This window comes from Streptomyces sp. V4I2 (genome assembly GCF_030817655.1).
Taxonomy (GTDB): domain Bacteria; phylum Actinomycetota; class Actinomycetes; order Streptomycetales; family Streptomycetaceae; genus Streptomyces; species Streptomyces plumbiresistens.
Window position 1 is genome coordinate 1 of sequence record NZ_JAUSZM010000002.1, and the last position, 19343, is coordinate 19343.

General features: G+C 68.4%; 25 protein-coding genes and 1 tRNA gene. 19 read left to right on the top strand and 7 right to left on the bottom strand.

The genetic code is table 11. The features are described from left to right. Window positions 1–851: 851 nt before the first annotated feature. From QFZ76_RS00135 to QFZ76_RS00215, 17 genes are all read left to right on the top strand, one after another. Entirely contained in the window at window positions 852–1223 is a 372-nt protein-coding gene (locus QFZ76_RS00135; RefSeq protein ID WP_307671743.1) for a hypothetical protein, read from the top strand. Window positions 1224–1291: 68 nt separating this feature from the next. Next, a complete protein-coding gene (locus tag QFZ76_RS00140) occupies window positions 1292–1417 on the top strand; it encodes a hypothetical protein (protein ID WP_307671744.1) in 126 nt (41 codons plus the stop codon). 2 nt (window positions 1418–1419) lie between these two features. Further along, window positions 1420–1848, top strand: a complete 429-nt coding sequence (locus QFZ76_RS00145) for a hypothetical protein (RefSeq protein WP_307671745.1) — start codon at window positions 1420–1422, stop codon at window positions 1846–1848. 144 nt (window positions 1849–1992) lie between these two features. After that, window positions 1993–2529, top strand: coding sequence for a hypothetical protein (locus QFZ76_RS00150; protein ID WP_307671746.1), 537 nt, complete (start codon window positions 1993–1995; stop codon window positions 2527–2529). Window positions 2530–3533: 1004 nt separating this feature from the next. Then, window positions 3534–4199, top strand: a complete 666-nt coding sequence (locus QFZ76_RS00155; RefSeq protein ID WP_307671747.1) for a DUF932 domain-containing protein — start codon at window positions 3534–3536, stop codon at window positions 4197–4199. Between the two features lie 403 nt (window positions 4200–4602). Continuing rightward, complete coding sequence (locus QFZ76_RS00160) at window positions 4603–4965, top strand: hypothetical protein (protein ID WP_307671748.1); 363 nt, start codon at window positions 4603–4605, stop codon at window positions 4963–4965. Further along, the gene (locus tag QFZ76_RS00165; protein ID WP_307671749.1) at window positions 4958–5431 is read left to right on the top strand and encodes a hypothetical protein; all 474 of its coding nucleotides are present in this window, start codon (window positions 4958–4960) and stop codon (window positions 5429–5431) included. The genes QFZ76_RS00160 and QFZ76_RS00165 overlap by 8 nt, the downstream gene beginning before the upstream one ends. Further along, complete coding sequence (locus QFZ76_RS00170; protein WP_307671750.1) at window positions 5428–5634, top strand: hypothetical protein; 207 nt, start codon at window positions 5428–5430, stop codon at window positions 5632–5634. Before QFZ76_RS00165 ends, QFZ76_RS00170 begins: the two co-directional genes overlap by 4 nt. Window positions 5635–5800: 166 nt before the next feature. Next, a complete protein-coding gene (locus tag QFZ76_RS00175) occupies window positions 5801–7006 on the top strand; it encodes a hypothetical protein (RefSeq protein ID WP_307671751.1) in 1206 nt (401 codons plus the stop codon). Between the two features lie 38 nt (window positions 7007–7044). Then, complete coding sequence (locus QFZ76_RS00180) at window positions 7045–7470, top strand: hypothetical protein (RefSeq protein WP_307671752.1); 426 nt, start codon at window positions 7045–7047, stop codon at window positions 7468–7470. 102 nt (window positions 7471–7572) lie between these two features. Continuing rightward, entirely contained in the window at window positions 7573–7773 is a 201-nt protein-coding gene (locus QFZ76_RS00185) for a hypothetical protein (RefSeq protein ID WP_307671753.1), read from the top strand. A 275-nt stretch (window positions 7774–8048) separates the two neighbouring features. Then, a complete protein-coding gene (locus QFZ76_RS00190) occupies window positions 8049–8393 on the top strand; it encodes a hypothetical protein (protein WP_307671754.1) in 345 nt (114 codons plus the stop codon). A 165-nt stretch (window positions 8394–8558) separates the two neighbouring features. Then, window positions 8559–8632: transfer RNA gene (locus tag QFZ76_RS00195), tRNA-Ile, on the top strand. A gap of 32 nt (window positions 8633–8664) precedes the next feature. After that, window positions 8665–8868 carry a hypothetical protein gene (locus tag QFZ76_RS00200; protein ID WP_307671755.1) on the top strand — a complete coding sequence of 68 codons (204 nt, stop codon included), beginning with the start codon at window positions 8665–8667 and terminating at the stop codon, window positions 8866–8868. A 41-nt stretch (window positions 8869–8909) separates the two neighbouring features. Next, window positions 8910–9254, top strand: coding sequence for a hypothetical protein (locus tag QFZ76_RS00205; RefSeq protein ID WP_307671756.1), 345 nt, complete (start codon window positions 8910–8912; stop codon window positions 9252–9254). Between the two features lie 128 nt (window positions 9255–9382). Then, complete coding sequence (locus QFZ76_RS00210; RefSeq protein WP_307671757.1) at window positions 9383–10102, top strand: hypothetical protein; 720 nt, start codon at window positions 9383–9385, stop codon at window positions 10100–10102. Window positions 10103–10457: 355 nt separating this feature from the next. Continuing rightward, the gene (locus QFZ76_RS00215; protein WP_307671758.1) at window positions 10458–11372 is read left to right on the top strand and encodes a replication-relaxation family protein; all 915 of its coding nucleotides are present in this window, start codon (window positions 10458–10460) and stop codon (window positions 11370–11372) included. Between the two features lie 54 nt (window positions 11373–11426). Here QFZ76_RS00215 and QFZ76_RS00220 read toward each other — a convergent pair whose 3' ends face one another. From QFZ76_RS00220 to QFZ76_RS00235, 4 genes are read right to left on the bottom strand one after another with little or no spacing between them, the layout of a single operon-like run. Next, the gene (locus tag QFZ76_RS00220) at window positions 11427–11606 is read right to left on the bottom strand and encodes a DUF397 domain-containing protein (RefSeq protein ID WP_307671759.1); all 180 of its coding nucleotides are present in this window, start codon (window positions 11604–11606) and stop codon (window positions 11427–11429) included. Then, window positions 11597–12472, bottom strand: a complete 876-nt coding sequence (locus tag QFZ76_RS00225; protein ID WP_307671760.1) for a helix-turn-helix transcriptional regulator — start codon at window positions 12470–12472, stop codon at window positions 11597–11599. The genes QFZ76_RS00220 and QFZ76_RS00225 overlap by 10 nt, the downstream gene beginning before the upstream one ends. Before the next feature lie 7 nt (window positions 12473–12479). Further along, window positions 12480–13004 (bottom strand): DUF6879 family protein, encoded by a 525-nt coding sequence (locus QFZ76_RS00230; protein ID WP_307671761.1) that lies wholly within the window; start codon window positions 13002–13004, stop codon window positions 12480–12482. Continuing rightward, the gene (locus QFZ76_RS00235; protein WP_307671762.1) at window positions 12982–13383 is read right to left on the bottom strand and encodes a hypothetical protein; all 402 of its coding nucleotides are present in this window, start codon (window positions 13381–13383) and stop codon (window positions 12982–12984) included. The genes QFZ76_RS00230 and QFZ76_RS00235 overlap by 23 nt, the downstream gene beginning before the upstream one ends. A gap of 516 nt (window positions 13384–13899) precedes the next feature. Between QFZ76_RS00235 and QFZ76_RS00240 the strand changes: the two genes are divergently transcribed. Continuing rightward, window positions 13900–14343: a DUF6415 family natural product biosynthesis protein gene (locus QFZ76_RS00240; RefSeq protein WP_307671763.1), complete on the top strand. Its 444-nt coding sequence runs from the start codon at window positions 13900–13902 to the stop codon at window positions 14341–14343. Window positions 14344–14750: 407 nt separating this feature from the next. Continuing rightward, window positions 14751–15215, top strand: coding sequence for a hypothetical protein (locus QFZ76_RS00245; protein ID WP_307671764.1), 465 nt, complete (start codon window positions 14751–14753; stop codon window positions 15213–15215). A gap of 425 nt (window positions 15216–15640) precedes the next feature. Here QFZ76_RS00245 and QFZ76_RS00250 read toward each other — a convergent pair whose 3' ends face one another. From QFZ76_RS00250 to QFZ76_RS00260, 3 genes are all read right to left on the bottom strand, one after another. Next, window positions 15641–17860 (bottom strand): DUF262 domain-containing protein, encoded by a 2220-nt coding sequence (locus QFZ76_RS00250; RefSeq protein ID WP_307671765.1) that lies wholly within the window; start codon window positions 17858–17860, stop codon window positions 15641–15643. 287 nt (window positions 17861–18147) lie between these two features. Beyond that, window positions 18148–18357: a DUF6417 family protein gene (locus QFZ76_RS00255; RefSeq protein WP_307671766.1), complete on the bottom strand. Its 210-nt coding sequence runs from the start codon at window positions 18355–18357 to the stop codon at window positions 18148–18150. A gap of 565 nt (window positions 18358–18922) precedes the next feature. Next, on the bottom strand, window positions 18923–19342 hold the full coding sequence (locus QFZ76_RS00260; protein WP_307671767.1) for a hypothetical protein: 420 nt from the start codon (window positions 19340–19342) through the stop codon (window positions 18923–18925). Between the last annotated feature and the right edge of the window lies 1 nt (window position 19343).

Sequence of the window (19343 nt, forward strand, 5' to 3'; positions counted from 1 at the left end):
CCGCTTCGCTCTGCCTCCGGCAGCCGAATACTCGCTCCGCTCGTTTCGCGCGTCCCCGCGCGAATTGCCCGCCCTCCGGCGGGGGTTTATGGAATTGGCCTCCGGCCATTCATAAACCTGCGTTCCTCCGGAACGAAAAGACGGGCGGATAGGGTTTGTGCCTCCGGCACAAATTCGGGTGCTCATTTTTATTGTATGGGTGGGGAGTTGGGGTGTGAGTTGAGGGTGTGTCATATTCTCTTTCCTGGAGCGGAGTTTAGGGGGAATCTCCGATTCCCTTAAAACCGAGGGTATTTGATTGGTATTCCGTGAGGAAAAGTAAATCACGGAATACCGAGGGAGGGCAACAGGGCCCCTCCGGGGCCCGGTTGCCCGTGGGAGAGGGAAGGGGCTGCCTCCGGCAGGAGGCTGGAGGAGGAAAAAAGGGAGGAGAGAGAGGGACCACAGCCGACCCGCCACCGGTCACCACTGACCGGCTGCACTCCCCCACCCGCGCGACGGCCCCGGCCGACGCGCAACACAGGACAGCCACGCCCCGATCCCCGACGCCGCCGCACCGACCACACCAGCCACCACCCCTTCTCTTCTCAACTTGGGCAGGAGCAGCGGCCGCAGAGGGGATGTCAGCAGACGTACCATGCTTGATTCGTGGGGTGACCTGGGGTGACGTAGAAGCCGGCTTCTAGGCCGCGCAACATCCAGCGCAACCTCTACCGCAACACCATGGCGCAACATCCAGCGCAACCCGCAGCGCAACAGGGGGTTCCATCCAGCCGAAAAAGACACTATTATTTATAGTCTTGGGGGAGGCGACCCCCGGGAACCGCAAGGGACCAACGAAGGGGAAAGACGTGGAACTTCAGATCTCTGACGGGATCGTGCGCCAAGTGCGCGGTGCGGACGCGCCCATGACCGGGCTTGCAGTTCAGGCCCGCACGATCGCGAACTTCCTGCCCCTGCTGTGCAGGCGAGCAGAGGCGAAGATCGTGCACAACTCCGACCGGAACTACACCGGAATTCGGTTCGAGACCAAGGCCGCCGGTCCGGTCGTTCTGGAGATGCCAACGGGTGAGGAGCCTTACCGTCTGGTTCAAGAATTCATCGACCCGGACAAGTCGGGGCGCATGGAGGTTGAGTTGCGGCGATTCCCGCAGATCTACAAGCCCCACGGAATCGCGCACATCACGGCCGAATTCCTCCGGTCGAACGGGTTCCTGAAGTAATCCGCCCGGGGGCGCCCCGATTGGGGCGCCCCCTTCCACCCGGCATCACTGAAAGGAGAAGGGACGCCATGGAGAACACGCGGATTGCAGGGCAGGCCCAGGAAATCGGAGCCCCGCTCACGGACGCCGAGAAGGAGCAGGCCCGTTACGCGCTGGCCGAGTTGGCGCGCAGTGAGCGGGACCGGACGCCCTGAGGGTGTCTCGCGAGCTGCTGGACATGGTCCGGCCGTTCTTCGAACTTGGTTGGGCCATGGGTGTGCGCACCGGCCACACCGGCCCGGCCATGGCGGATGTGCCGGTCGACCGCGCGACGGTGGCGAGCGCGTTCGTGATGCTGCTGTCCGGTCGTGTGGCGGATCGGCTCGTGCTCCAGGTCGCGCGGAGTCTGGACCCGCAGCACGCCGGACCGGTGCTGTGGCAGAAGGTCGACTATCACGGCAGCCTGACGCACCGTCACGGTTCCTACTGGGTGCACGCGATCCACGCGCACGCCGACCCGTTCGGCGGAGCCCCCGAGTTGCGCTATGACCTGTGCGGGATACGCGGTGTCGCGCCGGTGCCGATGGTCACGAACGTACGTCGGGAGAGCCTTACGCCCCTCCCTGACTACCGCGCGTTGGCCTGAGTGTGCAGGTCAGGGGTGGGTTCACTCACCCCTGACATACACTATTATTGAAGTTGTTCGGGGGGTGGTGGCCCCGCCCCCCGAACCCGCAGAAACCAACGTCGAAGGGGAAGCGACAAATGGCAGAGCAGGGATCCCCGGCAGATGCTGCCGGAGGTACAGAAGTACGTCGAGAGCGTTGAAGCGGCCACCACGGCTCAGAGCGCAGCCGTGACTGCGGCAGGCGAGAAGTACCCGGAGCGGCACGGCTACGGCGAGGAGGGGCGGCGCCAGGACAGCGCCTACAGCGAGGAGATCGGCAAGGCCTACACCATGAGCGCAGATGCCCAGAAGGCCGCATGGGAAGCCCTCAAGACATCCGACGATCCGCTGGTGAAGTGGATCGCCGAGAACTGCGGGGAATACCGGACCGAGGCTCAGTACATCCTGGCTATCCTTCCCGCCACGGCCGATGAGCTGGATGATCTGGCGGACACCCGGGACTGGTGCGGCGTCTGGGGCGACTTCAGGCAGCGGGCAATCGATGCCGGAGTCATGCCCGGCATCACTCCCCCGAGCCCGGCCAGGAAAGCGGTCTTCGAGCGGATCGACCGAGAGGGGCTGCTGTCCCATGGGACCGGTGTCCAGGCGACGCATCGGCCAGGCCCTGGACACCCTGATCCAGGAAGCCCTGACCGCTGAGGCCAGCGCCGCAGAGGTCCCGGCATGACCGAGACCGGCCGCAAGCCGCCGAAGTCCGAGTAGCAGCAACACCGAGCCGCCGCGCCCTGTTTCCTTTCCTCGGCAGGGCGCGGCACCCGGCCAGGCTCACTATCCGACGGCTCGCCGTCCGGCGTCCGGCGTCCGCGCTCCCCGTCGATAGGTGCGGGGCGGCGAGACGCACGTCAAGCAGCCGAGCCGCAGGCCGCAGTGACCGCGAACGAGAGCGCAGCAGCACGAGGGCCCCGACGTCCAGGGGCCGGCGCTCACCGCCCCTGCCCAGCCTGCGCCGGCGGTCAAGTCCACCGCCCGGAGGGCAGCGACGCCGACGTACGAAGACCGCCAGTTCAGGGGTGGGTTCACCTACCGCCTAAACACACTATTATTGAAGTTGTTCGGGGGTGGTGGCCCCGCCCCGAACCCGCAGAAACCAACACCGAAGGGGAACCGTGACTATCACCGACGTGAACACCGCGTTCGCTCGCGAGAAGGGCGCACAGATCGAAGCCGTCCGCGAACAAGAGCGCGCCTTGCAGGCCCGTGTGGACCGGGCGAGGTCCGCATGATCGGCGCCGACCGGTACGAGGTCCTCACCGGCTGGGACCGTGGCGAGACGTTCACCGTCTCCCGCAACACCGAGGGACAGATCGAGCAGATCATCGCGAACCACGGGCTCGACGAGCGGGCGGACGGCACCATCTCCTGTACGCGTCCTCCCCGGCCTGGCACGGCCTCGGTCAGATCATCCCCGGAGGCACCACGGACATTGACGAGGTACTGCGTCTGTCCGGCCTCGACTTCGAGGTCACCACGGTGCCCGCCCTGTACGAGTGGCAGGGTGAGACGCGCGAGCACGCCGACCAGCAGCACACCGTCCGCTCCGACACCGGCGCCGCTCTCGGCGCGGTCGGCTCCCGGTACACCCCGATCCAGAACCGGGCGGGGTTCGTGTTCCTTCAGGAACTGGTGAGCCGCTATGACGTGGTGTGGAGTCCGCCGGACTGCTGCGCGGCGGGAAGCGCGTGTTCATCTCCATCCGCCTCCCGGAGACGGTCACCGTGGACGCCGACGGCATCAACGACATCGTGGTGCCGTACATCGCCGTCATGAACGACCACTCCGGCAACGGCCAGTTCCAGTGCGTCGTCACCCCCTGGCGCCCTGTCTGCGCCAACACCGAGCGGTTCGCCGTCCGTGACGCCGTCACCCGCTGGGCCGTCCGGCACACCGCAGGAGCCACCAGCCAGATCAAGGAAGCCCGCCGCACCCTGGGTCTCTCCTCCCGGTACTTCGAGCGGTTCGCCGACGAAGAGACCGCGCTCGCCCGCACGGACATCGCCATCGCCGACTTCCACCAGGTGATCGCCGACCTGTGGCCCCTCGACGAGGACGCTTCCAGCCGGAAGCGGACCAACCACGCCGCCCGGCTGGACGCCATCACCGACATGTTCCGCACCGAAGGCGAACGCGTCGGACGGACCGCCTACGCGGCCGAGCGCGCCATCACCGGCTACCTCGACCACCTCACCCCCCGGCGCCCCCCGAAGTCCATGACCGAGGAAATCGCACGCGCCACGGCCGTACTCGAAGGCGCCGACGACGAGATCAAGAGCAAGGCACACCGGCGCCTGCTCCAGCTCCGCACCCGCTGAGCCCCGAAACCGGCGGCCTCAGCTGATAGACACCCGTGCGGGCCGGGAACTTCCCCGAGCCCGGGCCCGCACGGGCCAACCTCCCTCAGAGCGCGGAGCGCGCGTTGCCACCCGCTCAGGGAGCACGGAGCGCGCCCACCCCGCCTCGCCGCCCCTGCCGCGTAGCGGCAGCGCGACGCGTCGGCGGAGCCGACCGCGCGCCACAAGACACACGTTGTGCCCAGGGGCGCAGTGCGGCCGGCCTCCGTCGCCCACCGCCCCGCCCCGCAAGGAGCCCTCATGTCTGCACGCCCGGAGCTCACCCACCCCGGAGACGACGCCATCGCGGCCGCCATGAGCCGCACCCTGACCGCCCTTTCCGCCGTGTTCCAGGCACTCGGAGACGGAGCACACGCTGAACCTCGTGGCCCATCGGACCGACGACGCGTTCGTCACGGGCCGAACCGATCTCTCCATCGGCATAGAGCCACTGCGCCTGGCCGTCCTGGACGAAGACGAGTTCTGCGCCCTGCGCATGCTGCTGGTGTTCGCGCTGGAGGGCAGCACGATGCGCAGCGCCGTCCTGGTCGCCACCACGGCCGCCGAGCCCAACCCCCGCGCGTGCGGCTGGTCTGTGCGTGACGGGTGGCTGCACCCCCTGGACACGGACGACCTCCAGGCCGCCGTCATGCCGTGCCCCGACGTGGCCGCCGTAGAGCGCGAGGTCTACCCCGCCCCCGTTCTCATCCAGCTCCCCGACTCCGACGAGGAGGCCCCGCATGCCTGAGCCGAAGCTTCCCCGGCCCGACGACGCCGCCACGGCGTCCGCCATGGGCCGCGCCCTGCACGCGCTGACCGCATTGTTCCCGGCCCTCGGCGAGGGGAACCACGAGCTCAGCATCAACGCCGAGCGTACGGACGGCACGGAGGTGAGCGCCGACCTGTACGTGTCCGTCGAGCCGGATTCGGTGCGCGTGGATCACTCCGCTGAGGAGTACGTGCAGTTCTTCGTGCTGCTGACGTTCGCCCTGGAGAACAGCACCGTGCGTGACGCCGTCCTGGTCGCCACGACCGCCGACGCGGGCATCCGCGCGTGCGGCTGTGACGTACGGGCCGGATGGCTGCACCCCATCGGCCCGGCCGAACTCCAGAAGACCGTCACGGCCGTCCCCGCAGACGACGCCGCGCCGTACGTGGTCTGCCACGCCCCCGTACTGCACCGCCCCCACGAGACCGCCGAGGAGCGCTCATGAGCGAGAAGCCCGCCGTCACCCCGGACGGCTACTGCACCAACACCAAGCCGGTTTCCGGCACCACCGAACAGGTCAACGGCCACGCACTCGGCGGGAAGTTCTTCAAGATGCACGGCCGCCGCTACGCGGACTGTCCCTGTGGCCGCCGTCCCAGCCTGACCGACCGGGGCAACCTCCGCCGACACAAGCAGCCGAAGGAGTAACCCCCGCAGACGCCGTTCACGCACCTCCCCCGGTACCGGGGCGTGGACGGCCGCCCCGGCCAGCGCGCCACTGGCCGACCGCGCCCCGCGCCCGCACCCTCCCCTTCGGCGAGCGCGGGGCGGCACGCCCCAGCCCATCCAGTCGAGTCCCGAGGAGTCGCAGCCCATGACCAGCCCGAGCCTGACCATCGACACGCCCGCCGGCCCCGTACGCGCCACCGCCGGCCCCCGCGAGGCCGACGCCGTCGTGTTCGAGCTGGGCGGGGCGATGCGCGGCAGCGTGCACGTCACCGGCACCACCGACCCTCACCGCTGGGACCAGTTCACCGCCGTACGCGCCTGTCTCGGCCCCGCGAACGCCTTCAAGACCACCGCCCCCGACGAGGACCTCCCGCGGCTCGCCAGCAGCCGCACCGGCTACCGGGGCAGCCTGACCCTCTACCGCGACAACACCGACCGCCCCGAGGTCTCGGTGCACCCGATACTGTCCGCCGCCGATCACCCGCCGTCGGAGAAGACGGAAGCGGTACTCACCGCCGTCCTGCGCGGGTGCGCCGAGCACGTCGAGCAGCGCACCGACCTGCCCGCGATCCTGGAGGCCTCCCGGCAGCGCGATACCCCCGGCCTGCTGCGCTTCCTCACCTGGTCCGCCTCCTACCACCAGGCCGAAGCCGTCCGCCTGGAGCCGCGAAGCCCGTGCCGCCCGCCCCGCACTGCGAGCCGCCGAGGCCGCATGGCGGACCGCCGCACGGTGGCTCGCCCTCTCCCCGCACCCGGTCCTGCTGCTCATGCTCGCCGACCGCGAAGACTCACTGACCCGCGAGATCCGAGGGTTGCAGTGGTGGGCCCCCCACTGCGTCAACGCGGCCGCCGAAGAGCACGAGCGCGCCCGCAGCGCCCAGGCAGAAGCCAACTCCCTGCGCGCCCAGCAGCGCAGGCGCCCGCGCGGCCGCCGCCCGTCCCTGGTCGGCGCCCCCTGACAGCCCGAGGAAGGCGCAGGTCAGGGGGCGGGTTCACTTTCACCCTAAAGACACTATTAGAGGCAGGCATCACGGGTACCGCTCCCGAGGGCTACGCCCTGCCGAAGCCGGTTGCTGTCCTGTTCGCGCTCGCTGAGGCTCACGGCTGGAAGACACAGCAGGCGTGGGCGCCCCTTGACGGTGGTTTCCTCCTGAACCTCCGTGTAGGTCGACCGGCCGACGGGGGCCGGAAGTGGCAGTATGACCTGCCCTATTTCGTCGCTTCAGGCGTCGCGCGCCGGACCCGGTCCGGGCTGTGCGTCACGCCGGACCGCAGGGGTCAGCACGACACCCCGTCCATCAAGGCCATCACGGCCGTGATCCGGGCCAACCCAGCTCCGACGGAGAGCTGAGGGAGGCGCGACGGGAGGCAACCCCGCAAGGCGGCGGCATGCCCGCTTTCGCCAGCCGCGGGTGGGCTGCCCGCTTCCTCTACCGCTTCCGCATACCCGACCCGTCCGGACGCCCCTGGCGCACCCGCCCCGATGCGCCGACCTACGCCGAGGACCCCGCCCCCGACCAGGCGCGCGCCCTGGCCCTGGTCGACGACTTCGGCCACCTCTTCACCATCCTGAAGGAGTGGGGGCAGGAGTACGGCGAGGAGCTGACCGCCTGGGCCGTTCAGGTGGAAGCCGACGACATCGGGAACCTCCCCGCTGAACTCATCGAGCAGTGGGAATGGGAGGGCGCCCCGGTCCGCATCGACACCCAGCGGGGCGGCTACGTGAAGGTGTCCGACTACCGCGACGTCCCGGTGCGCCCCGGCATCAGCGTCCGCACCACCACCGGCCTCCCGCTGTGGACCACCGCCCCCTGACCGGTCCGGCAGACCGCTCGCGCTGCTCACCACCCCCACGGAAGGAGAAGCCATGCCCGTCGGACGCCACTTCGGCCTGGTCATCATCCGAAAGCTCCCCGCGTGAGCGGCCAGCTGCGCCCGTGGCGCCCCGAGGACTTCGACGACCGGTGCGAGACGTGCGGCGCACCCCCAGGCCAGCTGTGCGAACCAGGGTGCGACACCGGCTACACCGCCGAAGACGCCCGCCGCGACGCCGAGCTCCGCGACCAGGGCGCGAGGAGTCCCGCCCCGACCACACCCACCAGCCATCCGAAGGAGTGAAGAAGTCGCCATGCCGCAGGAGTTGACCACCCAGGAGCAGTTGGACGCGTTCGCCGCCGAGGTGGCGCGGGAGTTGGGTACGCACTGCCGTACGGCCGAACTCGCCGACTACGAGCGCGGTTTGGGACGGCTCATCATCGACGGCGACGGCCGCGCCCTGCGCCTGTGCCAGCCCGATGACCGCCGCCCCGACCAGCTGAAGATCTACGCCGCGCTGCCGGACGAGACCAAGGTGATCGCGCCGTCGATCGGAGTCACCCCGCAGCGCCCGCCATGTGGCACGCGAGATCACCCGGCGGCTGTATCCCCTGCACGCCGAGGCCGCGCAGCAGGCCGCCGAACTCGCCGCAAGGCAGGAGGCGGAGGAGAGCGGACGCCGCGCCGTCGCCGAGGCTGTGGCCGGCGCACTGCCCGGGGCCCGGCTCGAGGAGCAGTACCGGCGCACCCGGGTCATCTGGCAGCACGACACCAGGCCGCCCGGCGAGCACGGCCCCGTTCAGGTCGACAGCGTCACCGTGCTCGTCGGCGCCTCCGGTGAGGGGGTGCAGGCCGAAGCGTCCGGGCGCCCCAGCTCCGTGATTTCCATGCTGGCCGCGTTCGCCCAGGCGGCACGGGAGTAAGAAGCGCAGGTCAGGGGTGGGTTCCCTCTCCTCAAAGACACTATTATTATAAGTCGAGAGCGGTTGCCGCCACACCTCCGCAGACCCTCCCAGCCCGGCCCCCAGAACGAGGTCGCGCCCCGCCCGACCGGGCCGAAGGGCGCGGCCCTCACAACCGCACACCGAGGTGCTGTAGCTCAGTTGGAAGAGCGCGGATCTTATAAGTCCTGAGGTCGTGGGTTCGAGTCCCACCAGCACCACTCCACCACCGTTCCCCACGACTGGAGTTGCGATGACCGACACCGAGGCCACCCGGTACCCCGAGACGCCCGCCGAGGTGGCGTCCGCCGTCCTGGACGCTATCGAGACCCGGCCCGACGCCTTCAACATGGACCACTGGGCATTTCTGCCCGGCATGATCAGCCTGGCCCCCGAGATCCGAGAACCCAAGCTGGCCCGCGGCAGCGGCCGCGCGCTGTACGGCGGCTGCAGCTGACCACCACCCCACCCTTCACGCCCTTGCTGGAGGGATACTCAATGATGATGACGACAACCCAGCGCATCCTCGACCTCGCTGCGGTGGCACCGGCTAGCCGTGGCGAGGACTTGGTGCTGCTCCTGCGTGAGGCGAACGAGTTGTACCAGCAGGGGCTGCAGGATCTGCAGCGGAGCGTGGCAGCGCGCCTAGGCGGGCTGCCCACCGAGGAGCTCATGCTCGCCGCGAACGCGGCCGGCATGCCCTGTGATGCATCGCAGGACCGCGATGAGGTGATCCTGCTGCTGGCCCTGGCCGAGTGGGAGATGACGCCGGCCGCCATGGCATACGCGGAGATGGCCGAGGACGCCGCGCGCCGCGGCATCTGCCTGATCCCCGAGGAGTGAGTCCCTGAGCGCGGCCGTCCAGGAAAAACATTGGAGTGCGGACTGGACCCTCAACCGGGACTTCTGCCATTATTTGTGTTGTGAGCCGGGCGGGCCGGCCCATTGTTGACAGGACGGACGGTTCTGCCATGACCTCGCGCCGTGAGCCTCGCCTGGCCGACGCTGCCGAGATCGCGGCTGAACAGGGTCTGACGCCCGCGCGGATCACCAGCCTGTACACCGAACGCGCGGAGAACGCGGACGGCGTGCCCTTTCCCGAGGTCACAGGCATGCGTGGCCGCGCCCGCCTGTGGGACCATGCAGAGGTCACGGAGTGGTTCGCCCACCGCGCACCGGCAAGGCTCCAGCAACACACACCGCCCTCCCGCGACCCAGAAGAGCTGCTGAACGCGGCGGACGCCTCAAGGTTCCTCGGCTACAAGAACCGCAACCAGGTCACCACCTTCATGCGTGACCACCCCGGGTACTTCCCCGACCCGGACGTCGTCGAAGAGCTGGGCACCGACGAGAACCCCTACCGCCGGCAGATGTGGCGCGTTCAGACCCTGCTGGACTGGATGGCCACGCGGCCCGGGCGCGGCAGACGTGCCGGCGTCGACCGCGGATCCTCGCTGCCCGACGTGCCCGTCGACGGCGACCCCGACGAACTCCTGGGCGCGACCCAGGCGGCCGCCCTTCTGGGGTACAAGACCGCCGGCTCCTTCACCAGCAGTCTCTCCCAGGGCAACCTGCCGCTGCTGAAAACCCCGGACGCGCTCGCCGAGAACGCCGGGCGCCAGAACGGGCGCCGACGGTGGACGCGCCGGCGCATCCTTGAGCAGGCCTCCCAGCGCAAGTCCAAAAAGTGAAACCCGGCGGTGAGCGCACATCCGCTCACCGCCCCATGAACGCGGCAGCCGGTTACGGGCGTTGGTCCCTTGCGGGCCGGGTGTCGCACGATGGCCGGCATGGCGTGGCTCGCCACCACGCCCCGCAGCAGTGTCTGCTGCTGCGGACCGGCCATCGCCAAGCTTCCAGGACCGCTGCCGTGAACTGTTCCTGACTCCCACGCGGCCCCGGGTTGCTCGTGAGCTGTCGCGCAGTCTCGTGGTCGGGGCCTGAAGCTGACCATGGCCCCGACCCCGAAAACGTTCTTGGGGCGTGACCTTGGTCGGGGCCTCGTGGTCGGCGGTTAGGTCGGGGGTCAGGGGTTGCCTCTTCCCCATGACCAGTTCCACGTCAGGTGCTCGGGCCGCCGAACTGGCTCCCAGCCCCGCTGAACCGCTGCGCTTGCAGGTCCTGACCGCGCTCGCCCTACATCGCATGGCCACGACCGGCCAGTTGCGCCAGATGCTGAAGCCTGATGGCTCCCGCCAGTTGTTCTCGCGGGTGCTGAACAAGCTGCGCTCCACGGGCTTCGTCGACCTCACCCCGCTCCCAGACCCGGGCCGGTCGCGTACCCACGCCTGGTACCTCACACCGGAAGGGTCACGTCTGACCCGAGATCTACCTGTCCTGCGGGGGCGACCGCCGTACCCCATCACCTCGACAACCGCAGCGTCGCTGAAGACACCGCACACCCTCACGGTCGTGCGCACCCACCTGCCCTTCGCGGCAGACGCCCGCCGGCTCGGGCACGAGCACGGCCCCTGGGACTGGACCCCTGAAGTTGCTCACCCCATCGGCGAGGGCGAGCGAACCGTGGCTGACGCCGTCATGCACTACACCATCGTCAACAGCGAACACCGACGGAAACTGCGCGCTTTCGTGGAAGTCGATCGCACCACCATGAGCAGCGAACGGCTGGCCGTGAAGCTGATCGAGTACGCCCGTCTCTTCCAGTACGAGGCCCAGCCCGCCGGCCGCCGCAGGCCGCCCTCCACAGGCCCTGCCTGGCTTCGCTGGTATCCGGTCTTTCCCCGCGTACTCTTCGTGCTCACCGGTGCCTCCCGGACCAGACTGGACAATCGGATCAGCGATCTGCAGGCGATGGTTTCCCACCACCCCCTCGTAACGGCCCTCGCCCGCGAAGTGCCGCTCGGAGCCGCCGTACTGGAAGACATCGAGCAACACGGTCCCGCCCAGGCCGTGTGGGTGCCACTGGCCGGCGGCGAACACCGCCCTTGGACCGACCTGTGATGGACTCCGTCCCTCCCACGACAGCGGTCACCGGGGTCGTGCCGATGAGGTTGTTCACTGCAGCCGGACGTAGCGTATGAAGTCGGTCCAGACCGCAGGTTCAACGCAGAGGACACCGTGCTCGCGGTGCTTGGTGTCCCGCACCATGACCGCGTCCGGGCGGTTGTCAGCGACCTCAACGCAGGAGTCTTGCGTGGTGTACGAGCTGGTGCGCCAGTTCGGTTCTATGGGCACGACGCGTCCTCCTTGTCGGTCGGTATCCGGTCGAAGTGCTGGATCGCGGTGAGGATGAGTTCCCGGACAGTGTTGCCGTAGACCGCTGACTGCTGCAGCAAGGCGAACGCCTTGGTGTAGAGCTCGATCTCCCGTGGTTGGGAGACGGACAGTTCGGCGGAGTAGGTCTCGACGAGGACAAGTTTGTCGTCGAACATCGAAAACGAGTTGCCCGGCCAGATCGCGGCGGGCGCCGAGCGGGGGACGACGCCGAGGCTGAGTCTGGGCAGTCGCATCACCGCCAGGAGGCGATCGAGCTGTCCCTTCATCACGTCGGGCCCGCCGAAGTTGGTGTAGAGCGCCTGTTCGCCAAGCAGCACGTTGAAGATCCGTTCGCCCTGGTAGAGGTATTGCTGGCGCTGGAGGCGCTTGGCGACGGCCGCTTCGGTGTCATCGGGGATCTCGTAGTAATTGACGACCTGTTCAAAAACTCTGGCGGCGTATTCGGTGGTCTGGAGAGTTCCCCAGATGACGGTGGGGTGCCAAATGCGGAACACCTTGGTCTTGGCGTAGACGGGGATTGCTTTGTGCTGCCGACTCTCGGCACCGGCCTGGAGTTGACGGCGCCACTCGAGCCACAGTTCGTCGACGTGGCGGACGATCGCGATCAGGTCGCCTAGTTGGTCATGCTGGCCGGTGATTTCGCACCAGAGGCGGATGTCGTCCTCGCTGGGACGCTGTTTGCCATGCTCGATGCGTGAGACTTTCGACTCGTGCCAGGCGGTGGCATGGGCGAAGGCCCGGCCGCTGGTGAATCCAGCATCCTTGCGGAAGCCGCGCAGCCGGGCACCGAGCGCTAGGAGCGCCTCATCTACCTGTGTAGTCATGGATGGTTCAGGGCTTGTATTCGGTGTGAGGGATGGCGGCTGCCCACAGGAGGTCCCGCAGGCGTAGGCACTGGGCAACGGCGCCCGGATCCTCGATGATTTCCGATCCGAGGACACGGCCGTCCGAATCGAAGTAGCCCACAGCCAGGAGGCGGTCGTCGTACAACCACCAGTCCCGGCCATCGAAGGGAAAGGTGGCGCCTGCCGGCAGGAGGTGTCGGGGCAGCCATCGGACGGCCTCGCCAGCTTGCTCGTTCAGGGTCGTGGTGGCGTGCTCCCACTGAATGTAGGGGCTCAGGGGTTCTGTCACGACCCGGACCCGGCGCACTGTCATGCCGCGGCGGGCGGCCAGCTCCACGAGGCGGGCCCAGGGCGTGAGGTAGGCGTAGTCGACGTCCTCGCCCTTCAGCCAGCTCTCAAACGGTCCGCGCTCGCCGGGCACGGAGTAATCGTCTCGCAGCTCCAGGTGAAAGGCATCGTGCTTGAAGCGGTCGAAGAGCCGGTTGCGCTCAGCGCTGGAGATCAGCTCCACGCGTTTCCTCCAGTAGGGCGGTGATCGCCGGCTTCGGTATCTCGACACAGGTCTCATAGTCGGGGATCGACATCTGGGACAGGGCGTCCGGGTCGGTCACCGCCTTGCCCTGAACGACACACGTGCCCTGGGGGGTGACGATCATGACCGGGACTGCGGCCTGCTTGATGTCCCCAGGCCTCAGGCCGTCGTTGCTCAGGTGCTCGAACAACTCGGTCGGCACCTCCACAGCGCTCTCGCCCTCGGGTATATCAAGCTGCATCAGCAGCTCGTTCGCGAACAGTTGCCAGCCTTGAACGATGTAGCTGTCCCGGTCGGTGGCATATAGCGTCGGGCAGTCGCCACCGGTTGAGTTGCTGCCGAGAAATCGTAACTTCACGCTCTGTCTCCCGTCCTCGTCCTTGCTCAGGTTTGCGCGACATCTCGATGGTCGACGAGCCGTTCCAGCCCGTCAATCAGCATGCTGCAAACTCGCGCAAGGTGCTTGGGAGTTGCGTAGCTCGGGTTCTACGGTCTCATCAGTCGCCGCTCGTCACCGCAGATCCTGCGTCCTGGCTTTCCGGCCTGACGGAGAGCCCGGTCCTGCCTCCCCGTCAGGCCGGGCGCCCCCGCTGGAAGGGCCAATAACCATGACCAACGCACCGCTCAACGGCACTGGACGTGCCAGGCACCGCCCGCGCCCCCCGGAGCCACTCATTCCGAGGGGTTCCGACCGGGACGCGGCCTGCATACGCCATCCCACCGTTCTTGCCTTACAGCAAGACAAGCCTGCGAAACGCCTCATGCCCTATTTCGTAGCCTGCGAAGGCGGTACTGCACAGACCACGGCAGGGGCTGCGCAATGAACCACACAGTGACGGCCGGGACAGTCGCACCGCCGGTGGACATTGACACGATGCGCCGTACCATCAGCCAACTGATGGACCCCGATGCGCAGTTGCCCGTAGGCGAGGCGCTAGACCTTGTGCAGCAGGTGCTGCGCGGGCACATGCAGCTGATCATTCCCGAGGTCGAACAGGCTGCCCGGCAGCGGGACAAGGAGGATGTGTCCCGCTATTGCGCACTGGCCTGCGTCGGTGAGGCCCGCGGCAGACTCCGCGCTGTGGCCAGACCTGGTGAGCACGGTGCTCTCGCGTATGCGCGCCGGCTCGCCCGCAGCCTGGCCGCCCTGTGCGACCACCACGAGGCTCTGGCCGGGGTGGTGATGTGCCTGGCCTGCGACCAGCCCCTGCGCGACGGCGAGGACACCCTGCCCTACGACCACGTCAGCCCCAGCGGCTCCGCCCTCCGCGCAGGCCGCATCCACACCCGCTGCGCCCACACCATCCGCCGACACTGACCCCGGCCCTACAGGCGAACCGCACCACTCCAGCGGTGGACGCCATCAACCTGACCGAGGGTCCTCAAAACGCCCGCCCCGAGTCCCCAACCCTGGACAGGCCGAGCCTCGGGGCGGGCCCCACACCCCGACACCCACACCAACCGCCCGCACAGCCCAGCTGCTCACCAGAACCCCTACCGACGTACGGGAACCGGCCCCACGGCCCGACACGGAACCACGCCACCCCGAATCCCGCGGGCCGCCACGCCGCGCACACGAGGCCCGCCTACCGGAGACCACCACTCATGGATCCCCAAACCCGCCCCCCGCACACCGGGCCGTCAGGCCTGCCGCTGCGCAGCGGCAGGCGCCCCGACAGCCCCCAAACCATCAGACACTGGCTCGCCACCGCCCACGATGCGCCCGTGCAGGCCTACACGGAATGGGCCGACCAGAGCGTCGCTCTGCTCCCTCTGGGCCGCCGCTTCAACGCCATCCGCATCCCCGGCATCCTCATCCACGCCGCCACCCACACCCACACCGACGCCCCCGAACTCCTCGCCCAGGCCGTACGGAACGCACTCGACGGGCCCGTCATCCACGACCACCTCAGCACCGGAGCCACCTACTACGCCCTCATCCCCCACAGCCGCGGCCTCCCCTGGCTCGGCACCCACGACACCCCACTCCTCGGCCCCGGCACCTACCTGGGCATCCCCGCCCTCGAACACACCACCCCACCCGGCACCTACTGGCTGATACCACCCCGCCACCGAGGCGACCTCTGCGCACCCGACGCCGTCCTCCAGCTCATCAACACCGCACGACGCACACTCCGCACCACCACCCACAACAACACCCCAGCAACCCCAGCACCCGAACACCCCTGACCCGGCATCAGAGCGACATCGGCGCAGACCACCACCCCTCCTCTTCTGCCGGCCCTCTTCAAGCACCCGTCCCTGCCGGATGCCGGCAACGGGCCTGACCGAGACCCCCGACTCGAACAGACCCACCGCCCGTCAGGGACGGGCCACACACGACCGCCCGCTGCATCTGCGCGGACAGGAAGCTGGCCGTCGACGGCTTCGGTGTCCTGCCCCGGCGCCCGCCGCGAGCACACGTCTGCAAGACGCCGGTCGGCAACTGACCTCCAGACTCCCTCGCATTCGAGCGCCCCACCCCCGGCAGGCCTTCGCATGCCAGACGCCAGACCGCACCCTCGCCTTCGAAACCACAGCGAAGTACCCTCACCCGCCGGACGGGGCCGACGGGGCTCGGATCCGGTCGCAGTGATTCCCTTTTGCCGCTGTGGCTATCTGCTCCGGGCCGTTCCTAGACGCCCCTGTTCCTGGGCTCGGTTGCGCACCTCGCGCAGGGACAGCCACTGGCCGTCACCGGTGGTGACGTGCCAGAAGGCCATGCCGGTGCAGCGACGTGTGCCGCAGACGGTCTTCCCGGCCTCGTCCGCGCTGGTGAAGGTGTCGCCGCTAGGCAGGGTGATGACTCCGTCGGCGTCTACGGTGGCCGTATGGCGGCGGCCGCCGTGGTCAGCCTCTAGCTGGGTGTCCGCGGCTAGGATGCCCTCGCGCATCATGCGAGCCAGGTCGGTGCGCAGCGGGCGGCGGCGCGGTGCGGGTGCTAACCGGGTCGGAGCGGCCGGGGGTGGCGCCTGGCTGTTCGGGGCCCGGAGGGCGGGCGGGCGCAGGCCGAGGCGGCGGGGATCCCAGATCCGCAGGCACAGGCGGCGGTACAGCTCACCGCGGGTTTCGACGGCTTGCTCCATCGTGGCGTGGCCCAGTTCGCGGAAGTGGCGTTCGATGTCGTTGTCGGCGATGAACCGCCGTAAGGCGGGATGGTTCTTGCGGTAGTCGGGCGCGAGGATCGCGGCCAGGCCGTTCTCCCGAGCGTAACGGTGCCGTTTCGTTTCCAGGGGCAGGTCGTTGTAGCTGGCGTTGTCGCTCTGGCGCAGCAGGACCAGGACACCGAGGCGGGCGCGCCAGGCACGGAAGGTGACCTCGTCCGGCGCGTCGTGCGGGACGTGCCGTTCGGGGTGGTTGGCGTAGAGGTGCTCGATCTGCCAGCTGCGCTCGGCCCCGAGGTAACCGGCGCTGATGTCTGTTCTGCCGAGGCCGGTTTCGACGTAAGCGGTCAGACGGGCCAGCAAGTAGCGCACCTGAGCCTTGTTGTTGCCGCGCATGCCGAAGGTGGCGATCTGTTCGAAGGCGGTCTCGGGCAGCTCGGCCGACAGTAGTTCGGCCACGTCTGCGACCGCCGTGCAGTTCCTCAGGCGCGGGATGAGGCGGTAGACGTCGCTCTGGAAGTCCTTGGTCTGGACGGGTTCGTCGTTGAGGATGCGTTCGACGTAGAGCCGGTCGAGGAAGTTGGCGATTAGGGCTGCTTTCTGCTTGGCGTGCGTGTCGGTGTCGTGGGACTGGATGGCCGCCAGGATCAGGGCCATCTGGCTGCTGAGGCCGTTGGTGTCGTTGTAGTACACCGCGGACAGCCCCTGGTCGGGATAAGGGCGTTTGCATGCTTGGAGGAACGTTCGGTGATGGGCGGCCAGGCGCAGGAGGTCTTCGACGAAGCGGAAGTAGTCGTCCGGCTGGCGCAGTCCGATGCGATCGCGGTTCTTGCGCACCCAGATGTGCAGTGCGGCGTCGATCTCCTGCCCGTCGGCGGTGTCGTTGTCCTCGCCGAGGTCGGCGTAGCGGGACAGCAGGGCGGCTTTGAGGAAGGTGCGGGGTGCGTCGGTGTCGTCGCGGACGCTGGTGAGTTCGGCGAGCATGTGGCGCCACTGCTCGTTGAGTTTTTCCTCGTCTCTGCGGACGTTCGACAGCAGGAAGCTTTTCACCAGGTCGACTGGGGTCAGGCGGGCCCCGCGGTCGTTCATCGACTCGAAGATCCGGAAACCGCTGTCGCGACTGGGGGCACGGATGCCGACCATCACTACCTTCGACAGCAGCCAGTCCACGAACAGTGGGCAGTGCTCGGCTTCCAGCCGTGTCTCCAACAAGTCGGCGATCTGGCGGCTGCGCTCGTGCAGGTTCCGCAGCGACAAAGAGGCCTGCGCCGGTACTTCGTAGGGCCGGTCGCGGTAGAGGGCCTCCAGCGCGTCCTGGCGTTCGTCGATGTCCAGGCGGAACAGCAGGCGGTCGCCGTGCCCGAAATCGGTGATGACCCGCTCCAGCTTGCTCACTACATCCCGCTGTGCCCAATCGACCGCAGCCCGGTACAGGTGCAGGAACAGCAGATGCAGTGTAGTGAACCGTTGCTGGCCGTCCACCAAGAACCGCAGGCTGCGGGACTGCTGGACATACACGAACGGGCCGAGGAAAAACGCCTCCGCATCCCTGTGGTGCAGCCGCCCCTGACGCGCCAGCGTCTCGAAGGCCTCGAACAAGTCCTCCACCAGCGTGCCGACATCCTCCGCCGACCAGGCGTACTCCCGCTGGTAATACTCGATGTGATACCGGGCCTGCCCGAACAGCTCCTTCAGATCAAACGTGTCGCCCTGGATCGCCCCTGCCGCCACCGCCACCACCCCCGGGCAAACCACCGCTGCGCCCCAACTCGGCCTATTCTGCAGGCTTTTACCCAGCCGAGACACCCACACAATCACCGGGGCCACCCACGCCCCAAGCCTCCCCCGGTTTCGACAGTTGGGGACTGCGTGCGGCTGAAGTGAGCGTTCCAGGGCTTCGATGCCGTGTGCGACTACTGGGCAGCGCAGGGGGCGACGGCGCCGGCGGCCCCCTGCCCCCGTGATCTGCCCGCCCGCAGCACGTCAGTGATGGTCCAGGCGGCTCAGCAGGGCAGCCATCAGTTCTCTGACGGAATACGCGCGGCGATCTCCCGTGCGAATCGGTCCGCCTGCCAGGAGAGCTGATGGCCGCCCTGTGCGATGGCCTGCAGGAGTTGGAGGAGGTCGTGCGCCTCCTCCAGGGTCAGCAGGGCCAGTCGTTCGGCGGTGTGATCCATCGGCGCGAAGTCGACCGCGTCTAGATCGAGGTGGTCGTAGGGGTGGTCCATGACCAGCGCAACTGTTGTCCTGGCCCGGCGGTCACGGGCGGCGGCGTATACGCGTGCGGCGTTGGCCGGCTTGAACGCCGGCCAACGCCGCAGACGAAGGGTGTGGTCGTGAAGGGCGGTCGCCTACGCGGCGAAACGCTCTGCAGGGCTTCAGCTAAACGATCGTCCCTGCAGGCAATGGGTGAGGCCCGGGGACACTGTCCCCTTCACCACCACACCGTGCACAACACCAGCCACCGCACAGGCATTCCCCTCCCGTCGGCCAGCCGGTGAGCCCCTTCTGCGCAATCGGCTGCCCGGCCTTGGGCGAGACTCGCGTCGCGTCCAGCCGCTGACCACAAGGCCGGTCCCCGCGAATCAGTCCCCCACGGCCGCTAGGACCGCCAGGCATGAGGCTCGGCACAGTCGTGTTCGCCTCGCAGCGCCCAAGCGACGAGGAAGACGAGCGGACCAGACACGGGATACCTGCGGACCACCAAGCCGGTACCGGACGAACGGACACCACATGCCGCCCCACAGCAGCAGCTGAACCGGCACCTGGTCTGCGCGTTCCTGTGACACGCACCTACTCGAAGGTGGTGGACGTCACGACATCGTGCTCGGTGTCGGCTGTTCTCTTGTGCCGCATCTCGTAGTGATCTCCGACAGCGGTGACGGCAAAGACGGTGACGACAGCGGTCACGGTGATGACGGCGAGGCTGGCGACATCGGCCACCATGCGTGCGGTGTAGCCCGCCACCGCGACCCCGGCCCCCGCCACGGTGCCCTTGGCCAGGTGGGCTGCAATCCGGCGGCCGACGTGGGAGGCCGCCCGGCAGATGCAGCGCGACGGGCGGGGGGCGGCGGTGCGCGGCGACGCCTGCTTCCTGGCGACGTTGTCCATGATCGCGTCGAAGCGGCGGTCCAGGTCCTCTTCGTCCGCCGTGACGCCGCGCTTTAGGGCCAGGTAGGGCCGGAACAGCCGGAGCGTAAGATCATTATCCATC